Below are 19656 nucleotides of genomic sequence, written 5' to 3'. Positions count from 1 at the left end.
CCTTCCGTTAAATCGTCCCGAATACCAGTAAAAGCAGGCAAGCAAACACTGGAACAGCCGCTGTCAGGCTGTCAATGCGATCCAGTATACCGCCATGCCCTGGAATCAGATGTCCGCTGTCCTTAATCCCTGCTTCACGCTTAAACATACTTTCGGTTAAATCACCGAGCACTGAGGCAAGCGCTGCAAAAATAGAGCATACCAGCAGTATTGACGGAGCCACTGCCAGATCCGCCCAGACGCCATAGCCCCAGGAGATAACTGCAGCCGTAAACAAGCCGCCGATGAATCCTTGCCAGGTTTTCCCTGGAGACACCTTCGGCGCCAGTTTATGTTTGCCGAACAGTTTACCAAACATATAGGCCCCGGAGTCAGCCCCCCAGACGAGAATCATCACATAAAGCAGCCAGATCGCACCGCTATAGTGGTTTTCGTCATAGTGCCAGGCGCGTAGCGCGACCATCCCCCAGAAAAAAGGCACAATGGTGAGCAGACCAAAAATGAGTCGCAACACTTTTGAATTACGCCATAACGCCGCAGAGCCTGGATAAAAAAGAACCAGCAGCAATGCCGCCACCCACCAGGCCAGCGATATCCACAAGGAACCGGCAACCAGCGGCTGATGAATATCGTGGTGATATTCAGGCAACGTAAACAGCATTATGGCCAGAATAAAGCCACAGAGTACCGCAAGCCATACTCGCTGATTGCGCGAGGTAAAGCCGCTAAACTGTCCCCATTCCCACGCCGCGAGCATGCAGACCACCAGCGTGACAATAGCGAATCCCACCGGGGGCAGTAAAAACAGCGCCGCAATGACAATGGGTATTAATACAAAAGCGGAAATCAGGCGATACTTCAGCAAAAGCTACCCCCATCAGGCGTTGTCGCCACCTGGCTCGGTGCCGCCGAAACGACGCTCTCGATTGGCAAAGGCATGCAGCGCACCTTCAAAGTCTTGTTCATCAAAATCGGGCCAAAGAACATCTGTAAAGTAAAGTTCGGCATAGGCAATTTGCCATATCAAAAAGTTACTTATGCGATGTTCCCCCCTGTCCTAATTACCAAATCCACAGGTGCCAGCTCATTCATGCAGATTTGCTTGCTCAGCGCCTCTTCATCAATCTGGTCGGGTCTCAACAGCCCTTCCTGAACCTGTTCGGCCAGATGCCGAACGCCCTGGATAATATCCCAGCGTCCGCCGTAATTCGCCGCGATATTGAGCGTCAGACCGGTATTATTTTCAGTCAGCGCTTCTGCTTTACGAATCCGTTCCTGCAAACGTGAGTTAAAACGACTGGTATCGCCAATGATACGCAGGCGGACGTTGTGGCGGTGCAGGCTTTTTACTTCGCTGTCGAGCGCCCACACAAACAGTTCCATCAACGCAGTCACTTCCTGCGGCGGTCGATTCCAGTTTTCACTGCTAAAAGCATAGAGCGTTAACGCATCAATGCCGTTATTCGCGGCAAAAGAAACGGCGCGGCGAACGGATTTCGCCCCTGCTTTATGCCCAAAGGCTCGTATCTTCCCTTGTCTTTTCGCCCAGCGGCCATTGCCATCCATAATGATTGCTACATGACGGCAGCCATGAGCTGGCAAGTTTTCGCTTATTGGTTGATTCGCAGACAACATAACGCGTTTTTTGTCCCTGAAAAGGATTTAACGGTACTCAGGAATACTTAAGCCTGTACATAAAAAAGCCGTGTCAAACCACGGCTTACCTGACCACATAAAGTCAAATTCCTGCGATCAGGTGGCGCAGACTATATCACTGAAGCCCAAAGCTAACAAATAGCACGACGACTAGTGCTTGCTTTATCACCAGCTTGCGAGGCGGCTCACCTGTTTACGCGCAATATCACGTGCAGCAGCATCGACCGCCAGCACCTCTTCCACACTTTGAGGCTCACGCAAATCCATTATTTCCAGTACCGATAAATTCAACGTTGCGATATCGGTAAAGCGGATTTGCTGATGCAGAAATGCGTCAACGGTAATTTCGTTGGCTGCATTCAGTGCCGTCGTCGCCGCCTGTCCCTGGTCGAAGGCATTCATCGCAAGCTTCAGACAAGGATAGCGATCGTAATCGGGTTCACTGAACGTCAGGGAACTTAGCTTACAAAAATCAAGCGGCTTCACGCCCGATTTCACCCGGTTTGGCCACGCCATTGTATGGGCGATGGGCGTACGCATATCCGGCTCGCCCAGCTGTGCCAGCACGCTGCCATCCTGATAGCGCACCATCGAGTGAATGACCGATTGCGGGTGAATCAGAACTTCCATCTGTTTCGCTGACGCATTAAACAGCCAGCGAGCTTCAATGTATTCCAGACCTTTGTTCATCATGGTGGCGGAGTCAACGGAGATTTTACGTCCCATTGACCAGTTCGGATGACGACACGCCTGATCCGGCGTCATTGCGCTCAGTTCAGACAGTGGCGTTTCACGGAACGGGCCACCAGACCCGGTAAGCAGAATCGACACGACGCCATTCTGCTCCAGGTCAGCGTACCCCAGGTTCTGTTGAAAAGGTTGCGGTAAACTCTGAAAAATGGCGTTGTGCTCGCTGTCGACCGGCAAAAGACGCGCCCCGCGCTGCTTCACCGCGTCCATAAACAGACGTCCACAGGTCACCAGCGACTCTTTGTTGGCCAGCAGAACATCTTTACCCGCATCTATTGCCGCAAGCGTCGGCAGCAACCCGGCCGCACCGACAATGGCCGCCATGACCTGGTCAACCTCATCCAGCGCCGCCATGTCGCAGGCCGCCTGCGCCCCACTCAGCACCTCGGTTCGACTGCCCTTCTCAAGCAGCAGAGTTTTCAGCTGACGCGCGCTCTCATCGTCATCCATCACCGCATAACGTGGCATAAACTCCAGGCACTGCTCGACCATGCGCTGCACGTTCTTACCGGCGACCAGCGCGGTCACGGTATAATGTTCAGGATTGTGGCGGACGACGTCGAGAGTATTGCAACCGATAGAGCCGGTTGAGCCAAGGAGAGTTAAATGCTTCATGGGATGCCCGAAAAAAGTTAGACCAGATAAAAGCAAAACGCCGCCAGCAAGACCCGAAGTCCCTCTGAACGGCGTTTATCAGTGTACGACAGAAATCAGAACTGCATCAGTTCCGCTTCTTTATCTGCCAGCGCCGCATCAATTTTCTTGATCGCTGCGTCGGTCATTTTCTGAATGTCGTCCTGAGAACGACGATCGTCATCTTCACTGATCTCTTTTTCTTTCAGCAGCGCTTTCACTTTATCGTTCGCGTCGCGGCGAACGTTACGCACGGATACGCGACCCTGCTCAGCTTCGCCACGCACCACTTTGATCAGATCTTTACGACGTTCTTCCGTCAGTGGAGGCAGTGGAACGCGGATATCAGAACCGGCAGAGCTTGGGTTCAGACCGAGGTCAGAGGCCATGATCGCTTTCTCAACCGCCGGGCTCATAGAGCGATCGAACACGTTGATTTTCAGCGTACGGGTATCTTCTACCGTCACGCTCGCCAGCTGACGCAGAGGGGTTGGCGTACCGTAGTATTCCACGATGATGCCATCCAGCAGGCTTGGGGAAGCACGGCCAGTACGGATTTTGCTGATTTGGGTTTTGAACGCTTCTACGCATTTTTCCATGCGTACTTCAGCATCTTTTCTGATGTCGTTAATCACGTTACGAATCCTTGAAAACTTGTCTCAGGCAGACTATCCGCCAGCACAGCGCTACAGGTGTGCTAAGTATAGTCGCGTTTAATTCATGACAACGCCAAAGGCGCGCCCGGGTAAGATACCACTACAAAATAAAGCGGAATCTTACCTGTATTTATCGCCGACGGAAATTATTCCGTGATCAAAGTGCCTTCTTTTTCGCCCATGACCACGCGGCGCAGTGCGCCAGGCTTATTCATGTTGAAGACACGGATCGGCAGTTTGTGGTCGCGAGCCAGCGTGAAGGCGGCAAGATCCATCACTTTCAGCTCTTTTTCCAGCACTTCGCCGTAGCTCAGCTGATCGTACATGGTGGCGGAAGGATCTTTTGCCGGGTCGGCAGTAAACACGCCGTCTACTTTGGTCGCTTTCAGTACCACATCGGCTTCGATCTCAATACCGCGCAGGCAGGCAGCGGAATCGGTCGTAAAGAACGGGTTACCCGTACCGGCGGAGAGGATCACCACGCGGTTGTTGCGCAGCAGGCTGATCGCCTCTGCCCAGCTGTAATTATCGCATACGCCATTCAGTGGAATCGCGGACATCAGGCGGGCATTCACATAGGCGCGGTGGAGCGCATCACGCATCGCCAGGCCATTCATGACGGTTGCCAGCATACCCATGTGGTCGCCCACAACGCGGTTCATCCCCGCTTTCGCCAGACCAGCACCACGGAAAAGGTTGCCACCGCCAATGACCACGCCAACCTGGATACCCAGTTCGACCAGTTCTTTGATTTCCTGTGCCATGCGATCAAGGATGCTTGCGTCAATACCGAAGCCTTCCGATCCCTGCAGCGCTTCGCCACTCAGCTTAAGCAGAATGCGTTTGTACACGGGTTTTGCATTGGTAGCCATGTTTCTTTCCTGAGACTGTCAACGATTAAGATGGGAGTTAATTCTGGCGACATGATATGCCGCAAATCAGCACAGCGATACTGGAGCCTGTCTGATTTCATATGACGGGTGACAAAAAGAAGCCGCCCTCAGGCGGCTCCTTTTCAATCATTAAGACTGCTTGGACATTGCAGCAACTTCTGCTGCGAAGTCAGTCTCAACTTTCTCGATGCCTTCGCCCACTTCGAAGCGGATGAAGCCAGTTACGTCAGCGTTGTGCTCTTTCAGCAGCTGAGCAACAGACTTGCTTGGATCCATAACGAAAGGCTGGCCAGTCAGAGAAACTTCGCCGGTGAATTTCTTCATGCGGCCTTCAACCATTTTCTCTGCGATTTCTTTTGGCTTACCAGACTGCATCGCGATGTCCAGCTGAACCTGGTACTCTTTTTCTACCACTTCAGCAGACACGTCTTCTGGCTTAACGAATTCTGGTTTGCTTGCAGCGATGTGCATAGCCAGCTGTTTAACCAGCTCTTCGTCAGCGCCTTTAGCCGCAACCAGAACACCGATACGTGCACCGTGCTGGTAAGAGCCCAGAACGTCGCCTTCCAGAGAAGAAACACGACGGATGTTGATGTTCTCACCGATTTTAGCAACCAGCGCAACACGTTCTTCTTCGAACTGTGCTTTCAGAACTTCAACGTCAGTGATTTTGCCAGCAACCGCTGCGTCCAGAACTTTGTTCGCAAATGCCTGGAAACCGCCATCTTTAGCAACGAAGTCAGTCTGGCAGTTAACTTCCAGAATGATGCCGTAGTTGCCGTCGATTTTGGTGATGATCACGCCGTCAGCAGCAACGTTGCCTGCTTTTTTAGCTGCTTTGATCGCACCGGATTTACGCATGTTTTCGATTGCCAGCTCGATGTCGCCGTTCGCTTCAGTCAGCGCTTTTTTGCAATCCATCATGCCTGCGCCAGTACGCTCGCGCAGCTCTTTTACCAGGGATGCGGTAATTTCAGCCATTCTTAAATCCTCGGGAGATGTGAACTGCCCGGCCGGGGGCCAAACAGTGTAAATTGAAAAAAGGGGCCGGTAATGGGCCCCTATTCATACACGGTACTAATAAGGGGTAAAACCTTATTATTCAGCTTCTACGAAGCTTTCTTCCGCCTGAGAAGCCAGATCCTGGGAACGGCCTTCACGAACGGTAGCAGCTACAGCGCTCAGGTACAGGCTAACAGCACGGATTGCGTCGTCGTTACCCGGGATAACGAAGTCAACACCGTCCGGATCGGAGTTGGTATCAACGATAGCGAATACCGGGATACCCAGGTTGTTAGCTTCTTTGATAGCGATGTGCTCGTGGTCTGCATCGATTACGAACAGCGCGTCTGGCAGGCCGCCCATATCTTTGATACCGCCCAGGCTGTTTTCCAGCTTGTCCAGTTCACGAGTGCGCATCAGCGCTTCTTTCTTAGTCAGCTTGTCGAAAGTACCGTCCTGAGACTGGGTTTCCAGATCTTTCAGGCGCTTGATGGACTGACGAACAGTTTTCCAGTTGGTCAGCATGCCGCCCAACCAGCGATGGTTCACGAAGAACTGATCGCAGCTGTTAGCAGCATCTTTCACAGCTTCGCTTGCAGCGCGCTTAGTACCAACGAACAGAATCTTACCTTTACGGGAAGAGATCTTGTTCAGCTCAGCCAGGGCTTCGTTGAACATTGGTACAGTTTTCTCAAGGTTGATGATGTGAACTTTGTTACGCGCGCCGAAGATGAAAGGCTTCATTTTCGGGTTCCAGTAACGGGTCTGGTGACCAAAGTGAACACCAGCCTTGAGCATGTCGCGCATGGAAACAGTTGCCATGTTTAAAACCTCTATATTGAAAGTTGGGGTTATGCCTCCACGTATCCCATATTACCGACCCCGAAGGGCACCCCGGAATATGTGCCGATACGTGTGTGTTGTTACACAAAGTGAGATTTGTCGCTCCCGTCCAGCCTGTGTATCTGAGATGGATCGGAAGTCCGGCGCGCTTTATACCACAAAACACGACCAGAAACCAACAGTTGTTGGCGGAGTGTGCTGTTAATGATTCTCAATTTGGCACGGAGCGTGCCTGACTGATACCATTGACGACACTTAGACTAGTATTGTCGAAAAAATCGACACCGATGGACAGATTACATGGCTATCTCTATTAAGACACCTGAAGAAATTGAAAAGATGCGCGTCGCCGGTCGTCTGGCCGCGGAAGTGCTGGAAATGATCGAACCGTTCGTGAAGCCGGGCGTCAGCACCGGTGAACTGGACCGCATCTGTAACGACTATATCGTGAACGAGCAGCACGCGGTTTCCGCCTGCCTCGGCTACCACGGTTTCCCGAAATCCGTCTGCATTTCTATTAATGAAGTGGTTTGTCACGGTATCCCGGACGACGAAAAACTGCTGAAAGATGGCGACATCGTCAACATCGACGTGACCGTCATTAAAGACGAGTACCACGGTGACACCTCTAAGATGTTCATTGTCGGCAAGCCAACGATTCTGGGCGAGCGTCTGTGCAAAGTGACACAAGAGAGCCTGTACCTGGCGCTGAAAATGGTTAAGCCGGGTATTCGCCTGCGTACCATTGGTGCTGCCATCCAGAAGTTTGTAGAAGCGGAAGGGTTCTCCGTCGTGCGCGAATACTGCGGTCACGGTATTGGCCGCGTTTTCCATGAAGAACCCCAGGTTCTGCACTATGATGCCGATGACGGCGGCGTGGTGCTGCAAAAGGGCATGACCTTCACCATCGAGCCGATGGTGAACGCCGGTGACTACCGCATCCGCACCATGAAAGATGGCTGGACGGTGAAAACCAAAGACAGAAGCTTGTCTGCTCAGTACGAGCATACTATTGTGGTAACAGACAACGGCTGCGAAATTATGACGTTGCGCAAGGATGACACCATCCCGGCGATACTGACGAACATTGAGTGATAAGAAGCCGGCAAATGCCGGCTTTTTTAATGGCGATAGCTTTTTCTTATGGGTGGCGCACGATGAGTAATCTCTTACCCGAACAGTATGCTAACACAGCACTTCCCACCCTTCCCGACCAGCCCGATAACCCGGGCGTCTGGCCGTCGCACGAGCTGACCTGCGCGCATATCAAAGCCCATATGGATGTTTTCCATCGCTGGCTGGGCAGCGCGTTCGACGCAGGGGTCTCAGCCGAGCAACTTATTGAAGCGCGCACCGAATTTATCGACCAGCTCCTGCAGCGTCTGTGGATCGACTACGGTTTCGGGCAGGTGAGCGACATCGCGCTGGTTGCCGTCGGGGGCTATGGCCGCGGTGAACTTCATCCACTTTCCGATATCGATCTCCTGATCTTAAGCCGTAAAAAGCTACCGGACGAACAGGCGCAGAAGATTGGCGAGCTGCTGACCCTGCTCTGGGACGTGAAGCTGGAAGTGGGACACAGCGTGAGAACCCTAGAAGAGTGCCTGCTGGAGGGCTTATCTGACCTGACCGTCGCCACCAACCTGATTGAAACCCGTCTGCTGATCGGTGACGTGGCGCTGTTCCTGGAGCTGCAAAAACACATCTTCAGCGACGGCTTTTGGCCGTCAGAAAAATTCTTCGCCGCGAAGGTCGAGGAGCAAAATCATCGCCATCAGCGCTACCACGGCACCAGTTACAATCTTGAACCCGATATTAAAAGCAGCCCCGGCGGCCTGCGCGACATCCACACGCTACAGTGGGTGGCCCGCCGCCACTTTGGCGCCACCTCAATGGACGAGATGGTCGGCTTTGGCTTTTTAACCGAGGCCGAACGTAACGAACTGAACGAGTGCCTGCATCTGCTGTGGCGCATCCGTTTTGCCCTGCATCTGGAAGTGACCCGCTACGATAACCGCCTGCTGTTTGACCGCCAGCTCAGCGTGGCGCAGCGATTGAATTATCAGGGCGAAGGTAACGAACCGGTTGAGCAGATGATGAAGGATTTCTTCCGCGTCACCCGCCGGGTGACCGAGCTGAACCAGATGCTGTTGCAGCTGTTCGACGAGGCCATTCTGGCCCTGACGGCGGACGAAAAGCCGCGCCCAATTGATGACGAATTCCAGCTGCGCGGCACGCTTATCGACCTGCGGGACGAAACGCTGTTTATCCGCGAGCCGGAAGCGATCCTGCGAATGTTCTACACCATGGTGCGCAACAGCACGATTACCGGGATCTACTCCACCACCCTGCGCCATCTGCGCCATGCGCGCCGTCATCTGACGCAGCCGCTGTGCTATATCCCGGAAGCGCGCTCGCTGTTTTTGAGTATGCTCCGTCATCCTGGCGCCGTCAGCCGTGGTCTGCTGCCAATGCACCGTCATAGCGTGCTGTGGGCCTATATGCCGCAGTGGTCGCACATCGTCGGACAGATGCAGTTCGATCTCTTTCACGCCTACACGGTGGATGAGCACACGATCCGCGTCATGCTCAAGCTGGAAAGCTTTGCGAAAGAAGAGACGCGATCCCGCCACCCGCTTTGCGTGGAGCTGTGGCCGCGCCTCACCCATCCGGAACTGATCCTGATTGCCGCCCTGTTCCACGACATCGCCAAAGGCCGCGGTGGAGACCACTCGGTGCTGGGTGCGCAGGACGTGCTGAAATTTGCCGAGCTGCATGGGCTCAACTCGCGCGAAACGCAGCTGGTCGCCTGGCTGGTACGCCATCACCTGCTGATGTCAGTCACTGCCCAGCGTCGTGATATTCAGGATCCAGAGGTAATTAAGCAATTCGCCGAAGAGGTCCAGACGGAGAACCGTCTGCGCTATCTGGTGTGCCTGACGGTCGCGGATATTTGTGCCACCAATGAAACCCTGTGGAACAGCTGGAAGCAAAGCCTGCTGCGCGAGCTCTATTTCGCTACCGAAAAACAGCTGCGTCGCGGGATGCAAAACACCCCGGACATGCGCGAACGCGTGCGCCATCACCAGCTGCAGGCCCTGGCGCTGCTGCGGATGGATAACATTGATGAAGAAGCACTGCATCAGATTTGGGCCCGCTGCCGTGCCAACTATTTTGTCCGCCACAGCCCAAACCAGCTTGCCTGGCACGCGCGACATCTGCTGAAGCACGATCTGTCGCAGCCGATGATCCTGCTTAGCCCACAGGCGACGCGCGGCGGGACGGAGATCTTCATCTGGAGCCCGGATCGGCCTTATCTGTTTGCTGCGGTCTGCGCCGAGCTGGACAGGCGTAACCTGAGCGTTCACGACGCGCAGATTTTTACCACCCGCGACGGCATGGCGATGGATACCTTTATCGTGCTGGAGCCGGACGGCAGTCCGCTCTCGTCGGACAGACATGAAGGGATACGCTTCGGTCTGGAACAGGCGATCACTCAGCGCAGCTGGCAGCCACCGCAGCCGCGTCGCCAGCCGGCGAAATTGCGCCACTTTACCGTCGATACCGAGGTCAATTTCCTGCCGACCCATACCGACCGTAAATCGTTCCTGGAGCTGATCGCGCTCGACCAGCCAGGGCTGCTCGCCCGCGTCGGCCAGGTTTTTGCCGATCTGGGAATTTCGCTTCATGGCGCCCGAATTACAACCATTGGCGAGCGAGTAGAAGATTTATTTATAATCGCCACCGCCGACCGGCGTGCCCTTAATAATGACCTGCAACTTGAAGTGCAACAACGGTTGACAGCAGCCCTCAATCCAAACGATAAAGGGTGACGTGTTTTTTAGTGAAATGGAAAGAGTAAACAATGCAGCAGTTACAGAACGTTATTGAGTCCGCTTTTGAGCGTCGCGCCGAGATTACCCCGGCAAATGTGGATACCGTGACCCGTGAAGCGGTAAACCAGGTGATTTCCCTGCTGGATTCCGGCGCGCTGCGCGTGGCAGAAAAAATCGACGGTCAGTGGGTTACTCATCAATGGCTGAAGAAAGCGGTGCTGCTCTCTTTCCGTATCAACGATAACCAGGTTATCGACGGAGCAGAAAGCCGCTACTTCGATAAAGTCCCAATGAAATTCGCGGATTACGACGAAGCGCGTTTCCAGAAAGAAGGCTTCCGCGTGGTGCCGCCTGCTGCAGTGCGTCAGGGCGCGTTCATCGCACGCAACACCGTGCTGATGCCATCCTACGTGAACATCGGTGCCTACGTTGACGAAGGTACGATGGTGGATACCTGGGCTACCGTCGGTTCCTGTGCCCAAATCGGTAAAAACGTTCACCTGTCCGGCGGCGTGGGCATCGGTGGTGTTCTGGAGCCACTGCAGGCTAACCCAACCATCATCGAAGACAACTGCTTCATCGGCGCGCGTTCAGAAGTGGTTGAAGGTGTGATCGTGGAAGAGGGTTCCGTGATCTCCATGGGCGTTTACATCGGCCAGAGCACCCGTATTTACGATCGCGAAACCGGCGAAGTTCACTACGGCCGCGTTCCGGCGGGTTCCGTGGTCGTTTCCGGTAACCTGCCGTCGAAAGATGGCAAATACAGCCTGTACTGTGCCGTTATCGTGAAGAAAGTGGATGCGAAAACCCGCGGTAAAGTCGGTATCAACGAACTGCTGCGCACCATCGACTAATCGCTGACCCGTTGATACACCGGGACCCGCCTGTGCGTCCCGGTGTAATCATCAAAGACGTCCGTTTCCGCAGTCACGATTGCCATTCCCTTTCTTCTCAACCCTGCAATATCCGCCGCCATACGCTGGCTCCCCAACCAGAAAAGCCCGTCAAGCGCAGTCACAGCCAGACCCGATTCCAGCGCCAGCTTCAGTCGCTCACGCGGCGCTTTGACCTCTCTGGCAATCTGCCGGAATGGCTCCGCCGTAAGCCCGGTGGGATCGACCCGTCGAATGCGGGTGGTCATGCGGTATTGAAAAGCGTCGGGGATCGCATCCAGATCGCCCTTCAGGCTGTAAACGCAGCCAAAGCGCTTGCCGTTGAAGATGACGTTCTTCTGGTTTAGCTGAAACTCATCGCGCAGCCCGGCGATTAGCTGCGGGGCGCGGGTCAGTATCAGCCGAAATGGCAGTTCGAAGCTGGTGACATAATCCACGTTGAGCAAGGCAATGCGTAAACGCTCCTCCGCCCCCGCCTGAAGCTGGCGGCATTCGGCGGCGACTTCTGCCCACTGATGCGTGAGTCTTTGGTTCTCCTCTACGGCACCAAAGCTATATTTTTCAATTTGATAATCAATGCGTCCTGACATGTCATTATCCCCGCAGCCTACGCTTTCGTGCGATAACTTTGCCTGAATTCCCCGGCTTTGAATACCGTCTCGCTCGCCTTTTCTCACGACTCTCACGATGCTGCATTAACGTTGAGAGAAATGATTACCTTATTACGTTGATTTCCGCTTGACGTGGTCGTTAAAAACAACAATAAACGAGTGGGAGCAATTTATTTTCCCTGCTCGGTAATGTCAGTGAAAGGTAATCAGGATCGACCCCGCTTTTTTTGAACCCGAGGGTGGCAAAAAGGAATTTTTTCATTAATTATTCAAAGGTTATGTTGAGATAAGGGTACCGCTATGTACGATAATCTGAAAAGTCTGGGCATTACCAATCCTGATGAAATTGATCGTTACAGCCTCCGCCAGGAAGCCAACAACGACATCTTAAAAATTTATTTTCACAAGGATAAAGGCGAGTTTTTCGCCAAAAGCGTGAAGTTTAAATATCCACGCCAGCGTAAGACCGTCGTCGCGGACGGCGTAGGCCAGGGGTACAAAGAAGTTCAGGAAATCAGCCCTAACCTGCGCTATGTGATCGATGAACTCGATCAGATTTGTCAGCGCGACCGCACTGAAGTCGATCTCAAGCGTAAGATCCTTGACGATCTGCGTCACCTTGAAAGCGTTGTTACCAATAAGATCAGCGAGATTGAAGCGGATCTTGAGAAGTTAACTCGTAATAAGTAATTAACGGTGCGGCATGATGCCCTCACCCCAGCCCTCTCCCACAGGGAGAGGGAGAAAACCAGCAGGTAGGCCGGGTAAGGCAAAGCCGCCACCCGGCAAACAACCTCATCTCTGCTCATCCAGCTGCAACGCCACATACAGCAGCAGCCTGTCGTCAAAATTCCCCAGATCCAGCCCCGTTAGCTCCGAAATCCGGTTAAGCCGGTACTCCAGCGTATTGCGATGAATAAACAACGCCTTCGACGTCGCCAGCGGCTGCACGTTATGGCGGAACCACGCCTGCAGCGTCCGGCGCAGCAGGCCGTTGTTGTCCATCGCTTTCAGGCGCGCTAAGGGCCGCGCCAGCTCGTTGGCCTGCCAGCCGCCACGCAGGCTGTCGAGCAGCACCGGCAACATCAGGTCCTGATAGAAATAACTGCGGCTCTCCGGCATCCGCTGCTTACCCACCATCATGGTGGTGCGTGCGGTGCGCCAGGAGCGGGCAATACTGCCCGGCCCGGAAAAGTAATTGCCGAGCGCAACGCGAAAACGCAGTTGACCGTTCTCCTGCATCCGGGAAATCAGCAGTTCCACGCGACGGCGATGATCTTCGGCATCCCAGCGGCCAAACGGATTGAGCGCGGGTTTGAGCACCACCATTTCCGTCAGCGAGACTATCGCCACCAGGTTATCGCGTTCCGGTGTCGTCAGCGCATTTTGCAGCTGCTGCAGTTCGGCCATCGCGCTGTCTACGCCAAGCTGACCGCTATCGACCTCGATCACCGCCACCACGCGCGGCTGATTGAGGTCGATCCCCAGGCGCTGCGCCCATTCGCTGAGTGCAGGCGTAAGCTCTTCCGCCTGAATAAGGTTCATCACCAGCTCTTCGCGCAGGCGGCTGTCCTGGGCGAGCAGATGCATCAGGCGCGACTGCTCCAGCATCATTTCCGCCGTCATACAGACCAGCTCGCCATATTTACGCAGGGACTCCGGCTCGCCGGTCAGGCCGATAACCCCCACAATCTCGCCTTCAAGGCGCAGCGGTAAATTGATGCCCTGACGCACGCCGTGCAGGTGTTTCGCAACCGCATCGTCGATATCAACCACACGCCCCTGAGAGAGCACCAAAAGCGCGCCTTCGTGCAATTCACCAATGCGCTCACGATCGCCACTACCAATAATGCGCCCACGGGCATCCATTACATTGATGTTGGTATCAATGATGCGCATCGTGCGCGCCACAATATCCTGCGCCATTTTGGTATCAAGATGCCAGCCAGCCATGTCACCCTCCTCTGAGCAGAGCTCAAGCATAGGGAAGTTCAGTGACGGCTGCATTGTGCGAATGCACAAAGAGAGCGGAAGAAGTATGGAGTTGTGGGAAAAGTCACAGAAACAAGAAAGCCCCTGCGTACAGGGGCTTAAGAGGATTACTGCATTAGCAGGTAGATAGAGGTATCACCACGCTGAATATTCAACGCCAGCACGGACGGTTTGCTGTCGAGAATTTTGCGCAGTTCAGCGATGTTTTTCACCGGCTGCTGGTTAGCGCCCATGATCACATCCCCTTTTTTCAGGCCGATACGGGCAGCAGGTGAATTCGCCTTCACGTTATTCACTACCACACCTTTGTCTGCGCCCTTATTGCTCATCTCAGCGCCTTCAATACCGCTGAAGATGGTGCTGGAATCAACCTGATTCTGGCTGCTCTGCTGCAGCTCCAGGCTCACGTTGACCGGCTTACCGTCACGCAGCAGACCGAGGGTCACTTTGCTGCCAATCGGCATAGAGCCGACTTCCGCACGCAGGGCTGCAAAGCTGCTGATCGGCTTACCGTTCAGGGAGGTGATCACGTCACCCGCTTTAATCCCTGCTTTCGCCGCAGAGGAGTTCGGCATCACCTGGCTGACGAACGCGCCGCGCTGGGCATCCACTTTCATCGCTTTTGCCAGCTCAGAGTTCAGCTCGGTGCCCAAAATGCCCAGCTCGCCGCGTTTCACCTGGCCGTACTGCACCATCTGCGCGGTCAGGTTTTTCACCATGTTGCTCGGGATAGCAAAGCCGATCCCGATGTTGCCGCCGTCCGGCGCCAGGATCGCGGTGTTAATACCGATCAGCTCGCCGTTCAGGTTCACCAGCGCACCGCCGGAGTTACCGCGGTTGATGGCCGCATCCGTCTGAATAAAGTTTTCATAGTTCTCTGCGTTCAGGCCGCTACGGCCCAGCGCAGAGACGATACCTGAGGTCACGGTTTCGCCCAGACCGAACGGGTTACCGATAGCCACGGTGTAGTCACCTACGCGCAGCGTATCAGAGTCGGCAATTTTAATCGCCGTCAGGTTTTTCGGATCCTGAATCTGGATCAGCGCAATATCGGAACGCGGGTCTTTGCCGACCACTTTTGCGTCGAACTTACGGCCATCGCTCAGCTGAACCTTAATGCTGTTCGCGTTATCAACCACGTGGTTGTTGGTCACGACGTAGCCTTTCGCTGCATCGATAATGACCCCCGAGCCAAGCGCCATGAATTTCTGTTGCTGGCCGCCGCCCTGGCTGTCATCCCCTGCACCACCGCCCTGACAGAACGGGGAACTCTGGAATGGCGAACCGTCCTGGCAGAACGGTGAGTTGTCACCAAAGAACTGCTGGAAGTTACGCGGCATACGCGGCGTATTGACGGTCGTACTCCCCTCAACGTTAATACTCACCACCGATGGCATCACTTTTTCGAGCATCGGTGCCAGGCTTGGCATCTGCTGCGCGGTTGCTGCCGATGACGCGGTCTCGGCTGCGGTAGCAGTCAGAGGAGACAGCGCTAAACCTAAACTCAGAGCCAGTGCACTCATTGCTAATGTGGTTTTTTTCATGTTTCTCAATCTCGATTTACAGGTAACGCAAAATTGCTGTGTAACTCAGATTCATTTTATACCGCTTAGTTCCGGCCATAAGTTTATGGAAAAGGTAAAAATTTATTGGCCGTCTTTACAAAACTCAGCGTTTATTCCACAGCCATTAGCTTGCGGTATTCATCCCAGGCATACAAATCCGTCATGCCGCTGATATAGTCCTGGATAAGACGGCAGCGATAATAATATTCCATTACCGGCCACTGCGTAGCGTGACGATCCAGCTTACTTATCGCTTCGACATAGGCCAGCCGATGACGGGTTGAAAGTTTTTGATAAAGCCGGGATTCGATAGGAATTCGTCGCACGCGTTCTTTTTCCACCAGCTCACTGAATTCGTCGACCGACAGCTGAAGCAACGGAGAATAAATTTCCAGTAACCCACTGATTACCCGGTAGCCCTGCAGTTCGAGCTGCTCGACATCCGGATGGCTGAACACATGCCGCATCGCCACATGTTTATAGAGCTCAAGGAGTTGACTAAAACTGCTGTCATCTTCCAGCAGCGCGTGATTGAATTCCCCGCTGAAAATCTGCGGCAGATTATCGATAAAGCGCGAGGCTGCGTAGGGCACCAGTTTATTTAATGTATTGACGCGCAAATACATAAAGAACTGGTCTTCCGTGCTGCGGCTTAATGTATTTGAGCGCGACTTTTCCCAGGCATTTTCGACAACCTGAGCAAACAGTGAACCTTTTTCGTGGGTTCCCCAGGCGGCATAAAGGTGCTGGTAAAGCTCCTCGACGCTGAATATTCTTTTCTCAACGGCATCTTCCAGGTCAGCGACGCAATAGGAAATATCATCCGCGGCTTCCATAATCCAGGTTAATGGAAAGCGACCGTTTGGCGTCAATGAAAGTTCTTTACGCAGCCGTTCAATATAGGCCTCTTCGGAAAGGTAGTAGCCCGGTTTCTTCATTAAATAGCTGTGGGATGCAGGCGTCTCTCCCGTCCACCACGCGGGACGCGTATATTTCAGGATACAGCCGACCTGCGCCCAGGTCAGGTTCATGCGCATCAGAGAATGTACCAGTCGAATACCCTGGGCATTGCCCTCGAAGTGACAGAGATCCTGACGCACTTTGCGACGCAGATCGTTAAGCCCTTCTTCACCTTCACGCAGACGTAAATCCCGCACGATGCAGCGGTCATCGCTGAGCGGCTGGCTTGCCGCATCCGACGGATGAAGGCGTTGTTTAAACCAGTCATTAATTGCCGCCTCGCCAAAGTGACCAAAAGGCGGATTGCCGATGTCATGCATCAGGCAGGCCATCTCAACGATGCTCTCGAAGGGCCCCGTCAGCTCGTCCAGACCATAGGTTTCCAGTAAACGTAGCTCTTTGAGACGGCTTAAAATCTCTTTGGCAATATACCGCCCGACCTGCTGCACTTCCATTGAGTGGGTTAAGCGCGTGCGTACAGCGGCATTACGCTCCAGCGGAAACACCTGCGTTTTTTGCTGCAAACGCCGGATGGCGGGCGAGTTAATAATCCTTCCTCGATCGCTTTCGAAGATACGCAGGATCTCATGTTCGCTCTTCTCGCCCTGTGGCGAGCGGAAACGTCGGTGCCAGTTAATTTTGGTACGAAAATCGATTGGTGACATGTGCTCCCCCGCGTGAGAATGCGTTTCCCCTTAACCGCATGATAGACTATGCATCTTAACAAGGCACATCGCGAGTAAATCTATGAAAATCGGCATTATTGGTGCAATGGAAGAAGAAGTTACGCTCCTGCGTGACAAAATTGAGAACCGTCAGACCCTCTCTCTGGGGGGGTGTGAGATCTACACCGGTCAGCTTAACGGTGTTGACGTGGCTCTGCTGAAATCAGGCATCGGTAAAGTGGCTGCTGCGCTGGGTGCGACCCTGCTGCTTGAGCGCTGCAAGCCGGACGTGATCGTGAACACCGGTTCGGCTGGCGGCCTGGCGCCGACGCTGAAAGTGGGCGATATCGTTGTCTCCGACGAAGCGCGTTATCACGATGCCGACGTCACCGCGTTTGGCTACGAATACGGTCAACTCCCGGGCTGCCCGGCAGGGTTTAAAGCTGACGACAAACTGATTGCGGCGGCTGAAACCTGTATTGCTGAGCTCAATCTTAACGCGGTACGCGGCCTGATTGTCAGCGGTGATGCGTTCATCAATGGCTCCGTCGGTCTGGCAAAAATCCGTCATAACTTCCCGCAGGCGGTTGCCGTTGAGATGGAAGCGACCGCGATTGCGCACGTTTGCCACAACTTCAGCGTACCGTTCGTGGTGGTTCGCGCCATCTCTGACGTCGCAGACCAGCAGTCTCACATCAGCTTCGACGAGTTCCTGACCGTTGCGGCAAAACAGTCCACCGTGATGGTGGAACGCCTGGTGCAGAACCTGGCACGTGGCTAAACCATCCCTCAGGGCGCTTGCCGCCCTGCTTCTGCTTGCTTCAGCGTGGCTCTGTGCCGCGCCTCGCGTAATTACGCTCTCTCCCGCTAACACCGAGCTGGCCTTTGCCGCTGGCATCACCCCCGTTGGCGTGAGTAGCTTTTCGGATTACCCCCCCAGGCGGCCAACATTGAACACGTTGCGACCTGGCAAGGGATGAACCTTGAGCGCATCGTGGCGCTGAGACCCGATCTCGTGCTGGCCTGGCGTGGCGGTAACGCCGAACGGCAGGTCAATCAGCTTACCTCGCTTGGCATCAAGGTCATGTGGGTTGACGCCGTAAGTATTGAGCAAGTCGCTCAGGCACTGCGAGCCCTTGCCCCTTATAGCCCTGCGCCTGAAAAAGCCAGGCATGCGGCGAGCCAGATGCTCAATGACTATGCTGCGCTGAAAGCTCAATACGATACGTCCGTTAAAAAGCGCATCTTCCTGCAGTTTGGCAGTCAGCCGCTGTTTACCACAGGTAAAGGGTCAATTCAGAACCAGGTCCTGGAAGTGTGTGGCGGTGAAAATATTTTTGCTGCCAGCCGGGTACCGTGGCCGCAGGTTAGCCGTGAGCAGGTTCTGGCGCGCCAGCCGCAGGCCATCGTCGTGGTCGGAAATGCGAGCGAGATTCCTAAAATTAAACAATTCTGGCAAAGCCAGCTAAAAATTCCGGTGATCCCACTCAACAGTGACTGGTTTGAACGCGCCAGCCCGCGTATTATCCTCGCCGCAAAACAGCTCTGTGCCGCACTGGCAGAGAGTCACTAACAGAAGACCTTTTTCGAGGATTTAACGATGCTCGTTTATTGGCTGGATATTCTTGGCACAGCCGTTTTTGCTATCTCCGGCGTTCTGCTCGCCGGAAAACTACGCATGGATCCGTTTGGCGTGCTGGTGCTTGGCGTAGTCACTGCCGTTGGCGGCGGGACTATCCGTGATATGGCGCTGGCGAATGGCCCGGTGTTTTGGGTGAAAGATCCGACCGATCTGGTGGTAGCCATGGTGACCTGTCTGTTAACCATTGTGCTGGTTCGCCAGCCCCGCAGATTACCGAAATGGATACTCCCGGTGCTGGATGCCGTGGGTCTGGCCGTGTTTGTCGGTATTGGCGTCAATAAAGCCTTCAATGCCGGAACCGGCCCGATGGTCGCGATCTGCATGGGCGTATTAACCGGCGTGGGCGGCGGCATTATTCGCGACATTCTGGCGCGTGAAGTACCGATGATCCTGCGTACCGAGATCTATGCTACTGCCTGTATTATTGGCGGGATTGTGCACGCCACGGCGTATTACACCTTTGCGGTGCCGCTGGAAAATGCTGCGATGCTGGGGATGGTCGTGACGCTGGTGATTCGTCTGGCGGCAATACGCTGGCACCTGAAGCTGCCGACGTTTGCGCTGGATGAAAATTCAAGATAGGCGTCGTTTATAAGCCCGGTGGCGCTTCGCTTACCGGGCCTACAAATCCGCATTCAGGCTTAAATACTGAACGAAGAACCACACCCGCAGGTGCTGGTTGCGTTCGGGTTAGTCACCACAAAGCGTGACCCTTCCAGACCTTCGGTGTAATCCACTGAACCGCCGACCAGATACTGCAGGCTCATCGGGTCAACCACCAGCGCAACGCCCTGCTTCTCGATGGTCATATCACCATCGTTCACCTGATCGTCAAAAGTAAAACCGTACTGGAAGCCGCTGCAGCCGCCACCGGTAATATAGACACGCAGTTTCAGATCCGGATTGTCTTCGTCGGCAATCAGGGTTTTCACTTTGTTGGCTGCTGCTTCGGTAAATTCCAGCGGCACAGCTACGTCATCACTCATCTTATGCTCCCATGAATACTGCTATTGGGTAAAATTCACCCAATTCTTTTCGTCATTATCTAATACCCTGGTA

Annotated in this window: 17 protein-coding genes and 2 pseudogenes; 7 read left to right on the top strand and 12 right to left on the bottom strand. The window is 54.2% G+C overall.

Features of this window, described 5'->3' with window-relative positions:
• Positions 1-7: 7 nt before the first annotated feature.
• The 7 genes and pseudogenes from cdsA to rpsB all read right to left on the bottom strand — a co-directional run bounded on the left by cdsA (position 8) and on the right by rpsB (position 6412).
• On the bottom strand, positions 8-865 hold the full coding sequence (cdsA, locus tag G0034_RS04130; RefSeq protein ID WP_014882632.1) for a phosphatidate cytidylyltransferase: 858 nt from the start codon (positions 863-865) through the stop codon (positions 8-10).
• 12 nt (positions 866-877) lie between these two features.
• A pseudogene (gene ispU / locus G0034_RS04125) lies at positions 878-1635 on the bottom strand ((2E,6E)-farnesyl-diphosphate-specific ditrans,polycis-undecaprenyl-diphosphate synthase).
• 186 nt (positions 1636-1821) lie between these two features.
• Complete coding sequence (gene ispC / locus G0034_RS04120) at positions 1822-3021, bottom strand: 1-deoxy-D-xylulose-5-phosphate reductoisomerase (protein ID WP_179120535.1); 1200 nt, start codon at positions 3019-3021, stop codon at positions 1822-1824.
• A gap of 95 nt (positions 3022-3116) precedes the next feature.
• Positions 3117-3674 carry a ribosome recycling factor gene (gene frr / locus G0034_RS04115; protein WP_014882629.1) on the bottom strand — a complete coding sequence of 186 codons (558 nt, stop codon included), beginning with the start codon at positions 3672-3674 and terminating at the stop codon, positions 3117-3119.
• Between the two features lie 167 nt (positions 3675-3841).
• Positions 3842-4567: a UMP kinase gene (pyrH, locus tag G0034_RS04110; RefSeq protein ID WP_023332129.1), complete on the bottom strand. Its 726-nt coding sequence runs from the start codon at positions 4565-4567 to the stop codon at positions 3842-3844.
• A gap of 150 nt (positions 4568-4717) precedes the next feature.
• Positions 4718-5569: a translation elongation factor Ts gene (gene tsf, locus G0034_RS04105; protein WP_014882627.1), complete on the bottom strand. Its 852-nt coding sequence runs from the start codon at positions 5567-5569 to the stop codon at positions 4718-4720.
• Between the two features lie 117 nt (positions 5570-5686).
• A complete protein-coding gene (gene rpsB, locus G0034_RS04100; protein WP_003856207.1) occupies positions 5687-6412 on the bottom strand; it encodes a 30S ribosomal protein S2 in 726 nt (241 codons plus the stop codon).
• A 321-nt stretch (positions 6413-6733) separates the two neighbouring features.
• Between rpsB and map the strand changes: the two genes are divergently transcribed.
• The 3 genes from map (at position 6734) to dapD (ending at position 11123) form a co-directional block, all read left to right on the top strand.
• Positions 6734-7528: a type I methionyl aminopeptidase gene (gene map, locus G0034_RS04095; RefSeq protein ID WP_014882626.1), complete on the top strand. Its 795-nt coding sequence runs from the start codon at positions 6734-6736 to the stop codon at positions 7526-7528.
• Positions 7529-7590: 62 nt separating this feature from the next.
• Positions 7591-10266, top strand: coding sequence for a bifunctional uridylyltransferase/uridylyl-removing protein GlnD (gene glnD / locus G0034_RS04090; protein ID WP_032637948.1), 2676 nt, complete (start codon positions 7591-7593; stop codon positions 10264-10266).
• Positions 10267-10298: 32 nt separating this feature from the next.
• A complete protein-coding gene (gene dapD, locus G0034_RS04085; RefSeq protein WP_008501915.1) occupies positions 10299-11123 on the top strand; it encodes a 2,3,4,5-tetrahydropyridine-2,6-dicarboxylate N-succinyltransferase in 825 nt (274 codons plus the stop codon).
• On the opposite strand, the gene G0034_RS04080 is transcribed toward dapD, so the two are convergent.
• Complete coding sequence (locus G0034_RS04080) at positions 11120-11752, bottom strand: ECs1377 family protein (RefSeq protein ID WP_023332126.1); 633 nt, start codon at positions 11750-11752, stop codon at positions 11120-11122. The genes dapD and G0034_RS04080 overlap by 4 nt on opposite strands.
• 321 nt (positions 11753-12073) lie before the next feature.
• On the opposite strand from G0034_RS04080, the gene G0034_RS04075 reads away from it, so the two are divergent.
• The gene (locus G0034_RS04075) at positions 12074-12463 is read left to right on the top strand and encodes a DUF3461 family protein (protein ID WP_008501916.1); all 390 of its coding nucleotides are present in this window, start codon (positions 12074-12076) and stop codon (positions 12461-12463) included.
• Positions 12464-12568: 105 nt separating this feature from the next.
• Here the strand turns inward: G0034_RS04075 and cdaR are convergent, their stop codons facing one another.
• From cdaR to dgt, 3 genes are all read right to left on the bottom strand, one after another.
• On the bottom strand, positions 12569-13726 hold the full coding sequence (cdaR, locus tag G0034_RS04070) for a DNA-binding transcriptional regulator CdaR (RefSeq protein ID WP_014882623.1): 1158 nt from the start codon (positions 13724-13726) through the stop codon (positions 12569-12571).
• Positions 13727-13872: 146 nt separating this feature from the next.
• Positions 13873-15309 carry a serine endoprotease DegP gene (degP, locus tag G0034_RS04065; RefSeq protein ID WP_179120534.1) on the bottom strand — a complete coding sequence of 479 codons (1437 nt, stop codon included), beginning with the start codon at positions 15307-15309 and terminating at the stop codon, positions 13873-13875.
• Between the two features lie 131 nt (positions 15310-15440).
• On the bottom strand, positions 15441-16955 hold the full coding sequence (gene dgt / locus G0034_RS04060; RefSeq protein ID WP_050861693.1) for a dGTPase: 1515 nt from the start codon (positions 16953-16955) through the stop codon (positions 15441-15443).
• Between the two features lie 82 nt (positions 16956-17037).
• Between dgt and mtnN the strand changes: the two genes are divergently transcribed.
• From mtnN to G0034_RS04045, 3 genes and pseudogenes are all read left to right on the top strand, one after another.
• Positions 17038-17736 (top strand): 5'-methylthioadenosine/S-adenosylhomocysteine nucleosidase, encoded by a 699-nt coding sequence (gene mtnN, locus G0034_RS04055; RefSeq protein WP_014882620.1) that lies wholly within the window; start codon positions 17038-17040, stop codon positions 17734-17736.
• Positions 17729-18528, top strand: a pseudogene (btuF, locus tag G0034_RS04050) (vitamin B12 ABC transporter substrate-binding protein BtuF). Before mtnN ends, btuF begins: the two are co-directional and overlap by 8 nt.
• A gap of 27 nt (positions 18529-18555) precedes the next feature.
• Positions 18556-19179 carry a TRIC cation channel family protein gene (locus G0034_RS04045; RefSeq protein WP_014882618.1) on the top strand — a complete coding sequence of 208 codons (624 nt, stop codon included), beginning with the start codon at positions 18556-18558 and terminating at the stop codon, positions 19177-19179.
• Between the two features lie 59 nt (positions 19180-19238).
• Here the strand turns inward: G0034_RS04045 and erpA are convergent, their stop codons facing one another.
• A complete protein-coding gene (gene erpA / locus G0034_RS04040; protein WP_008501923.1) occupies positions 19239-19583 on the bottom strand; it encodes an iron-sulfur cluster insertion protein ErpA in 345 nt (114 codons plus the stop codon).
• Between the last annotated feature and the right edge of the window lie 73 nt (positions 19584-19656).

The sequence above is a fragment of the Enterobacter sp. T2 genome (assembly GCF_010692925.1).
GTDB classification, from domain to species: domain Bacteria; phylum Pseudomonadota; class Gammaproteobacteria; order Enterobacterales; family Enterobacteriaceae; genus Enterobacter; species Enterobacter kobei.
This window is presented reverse-complemented; position numbering and strand designations above follow the sequence as displayed.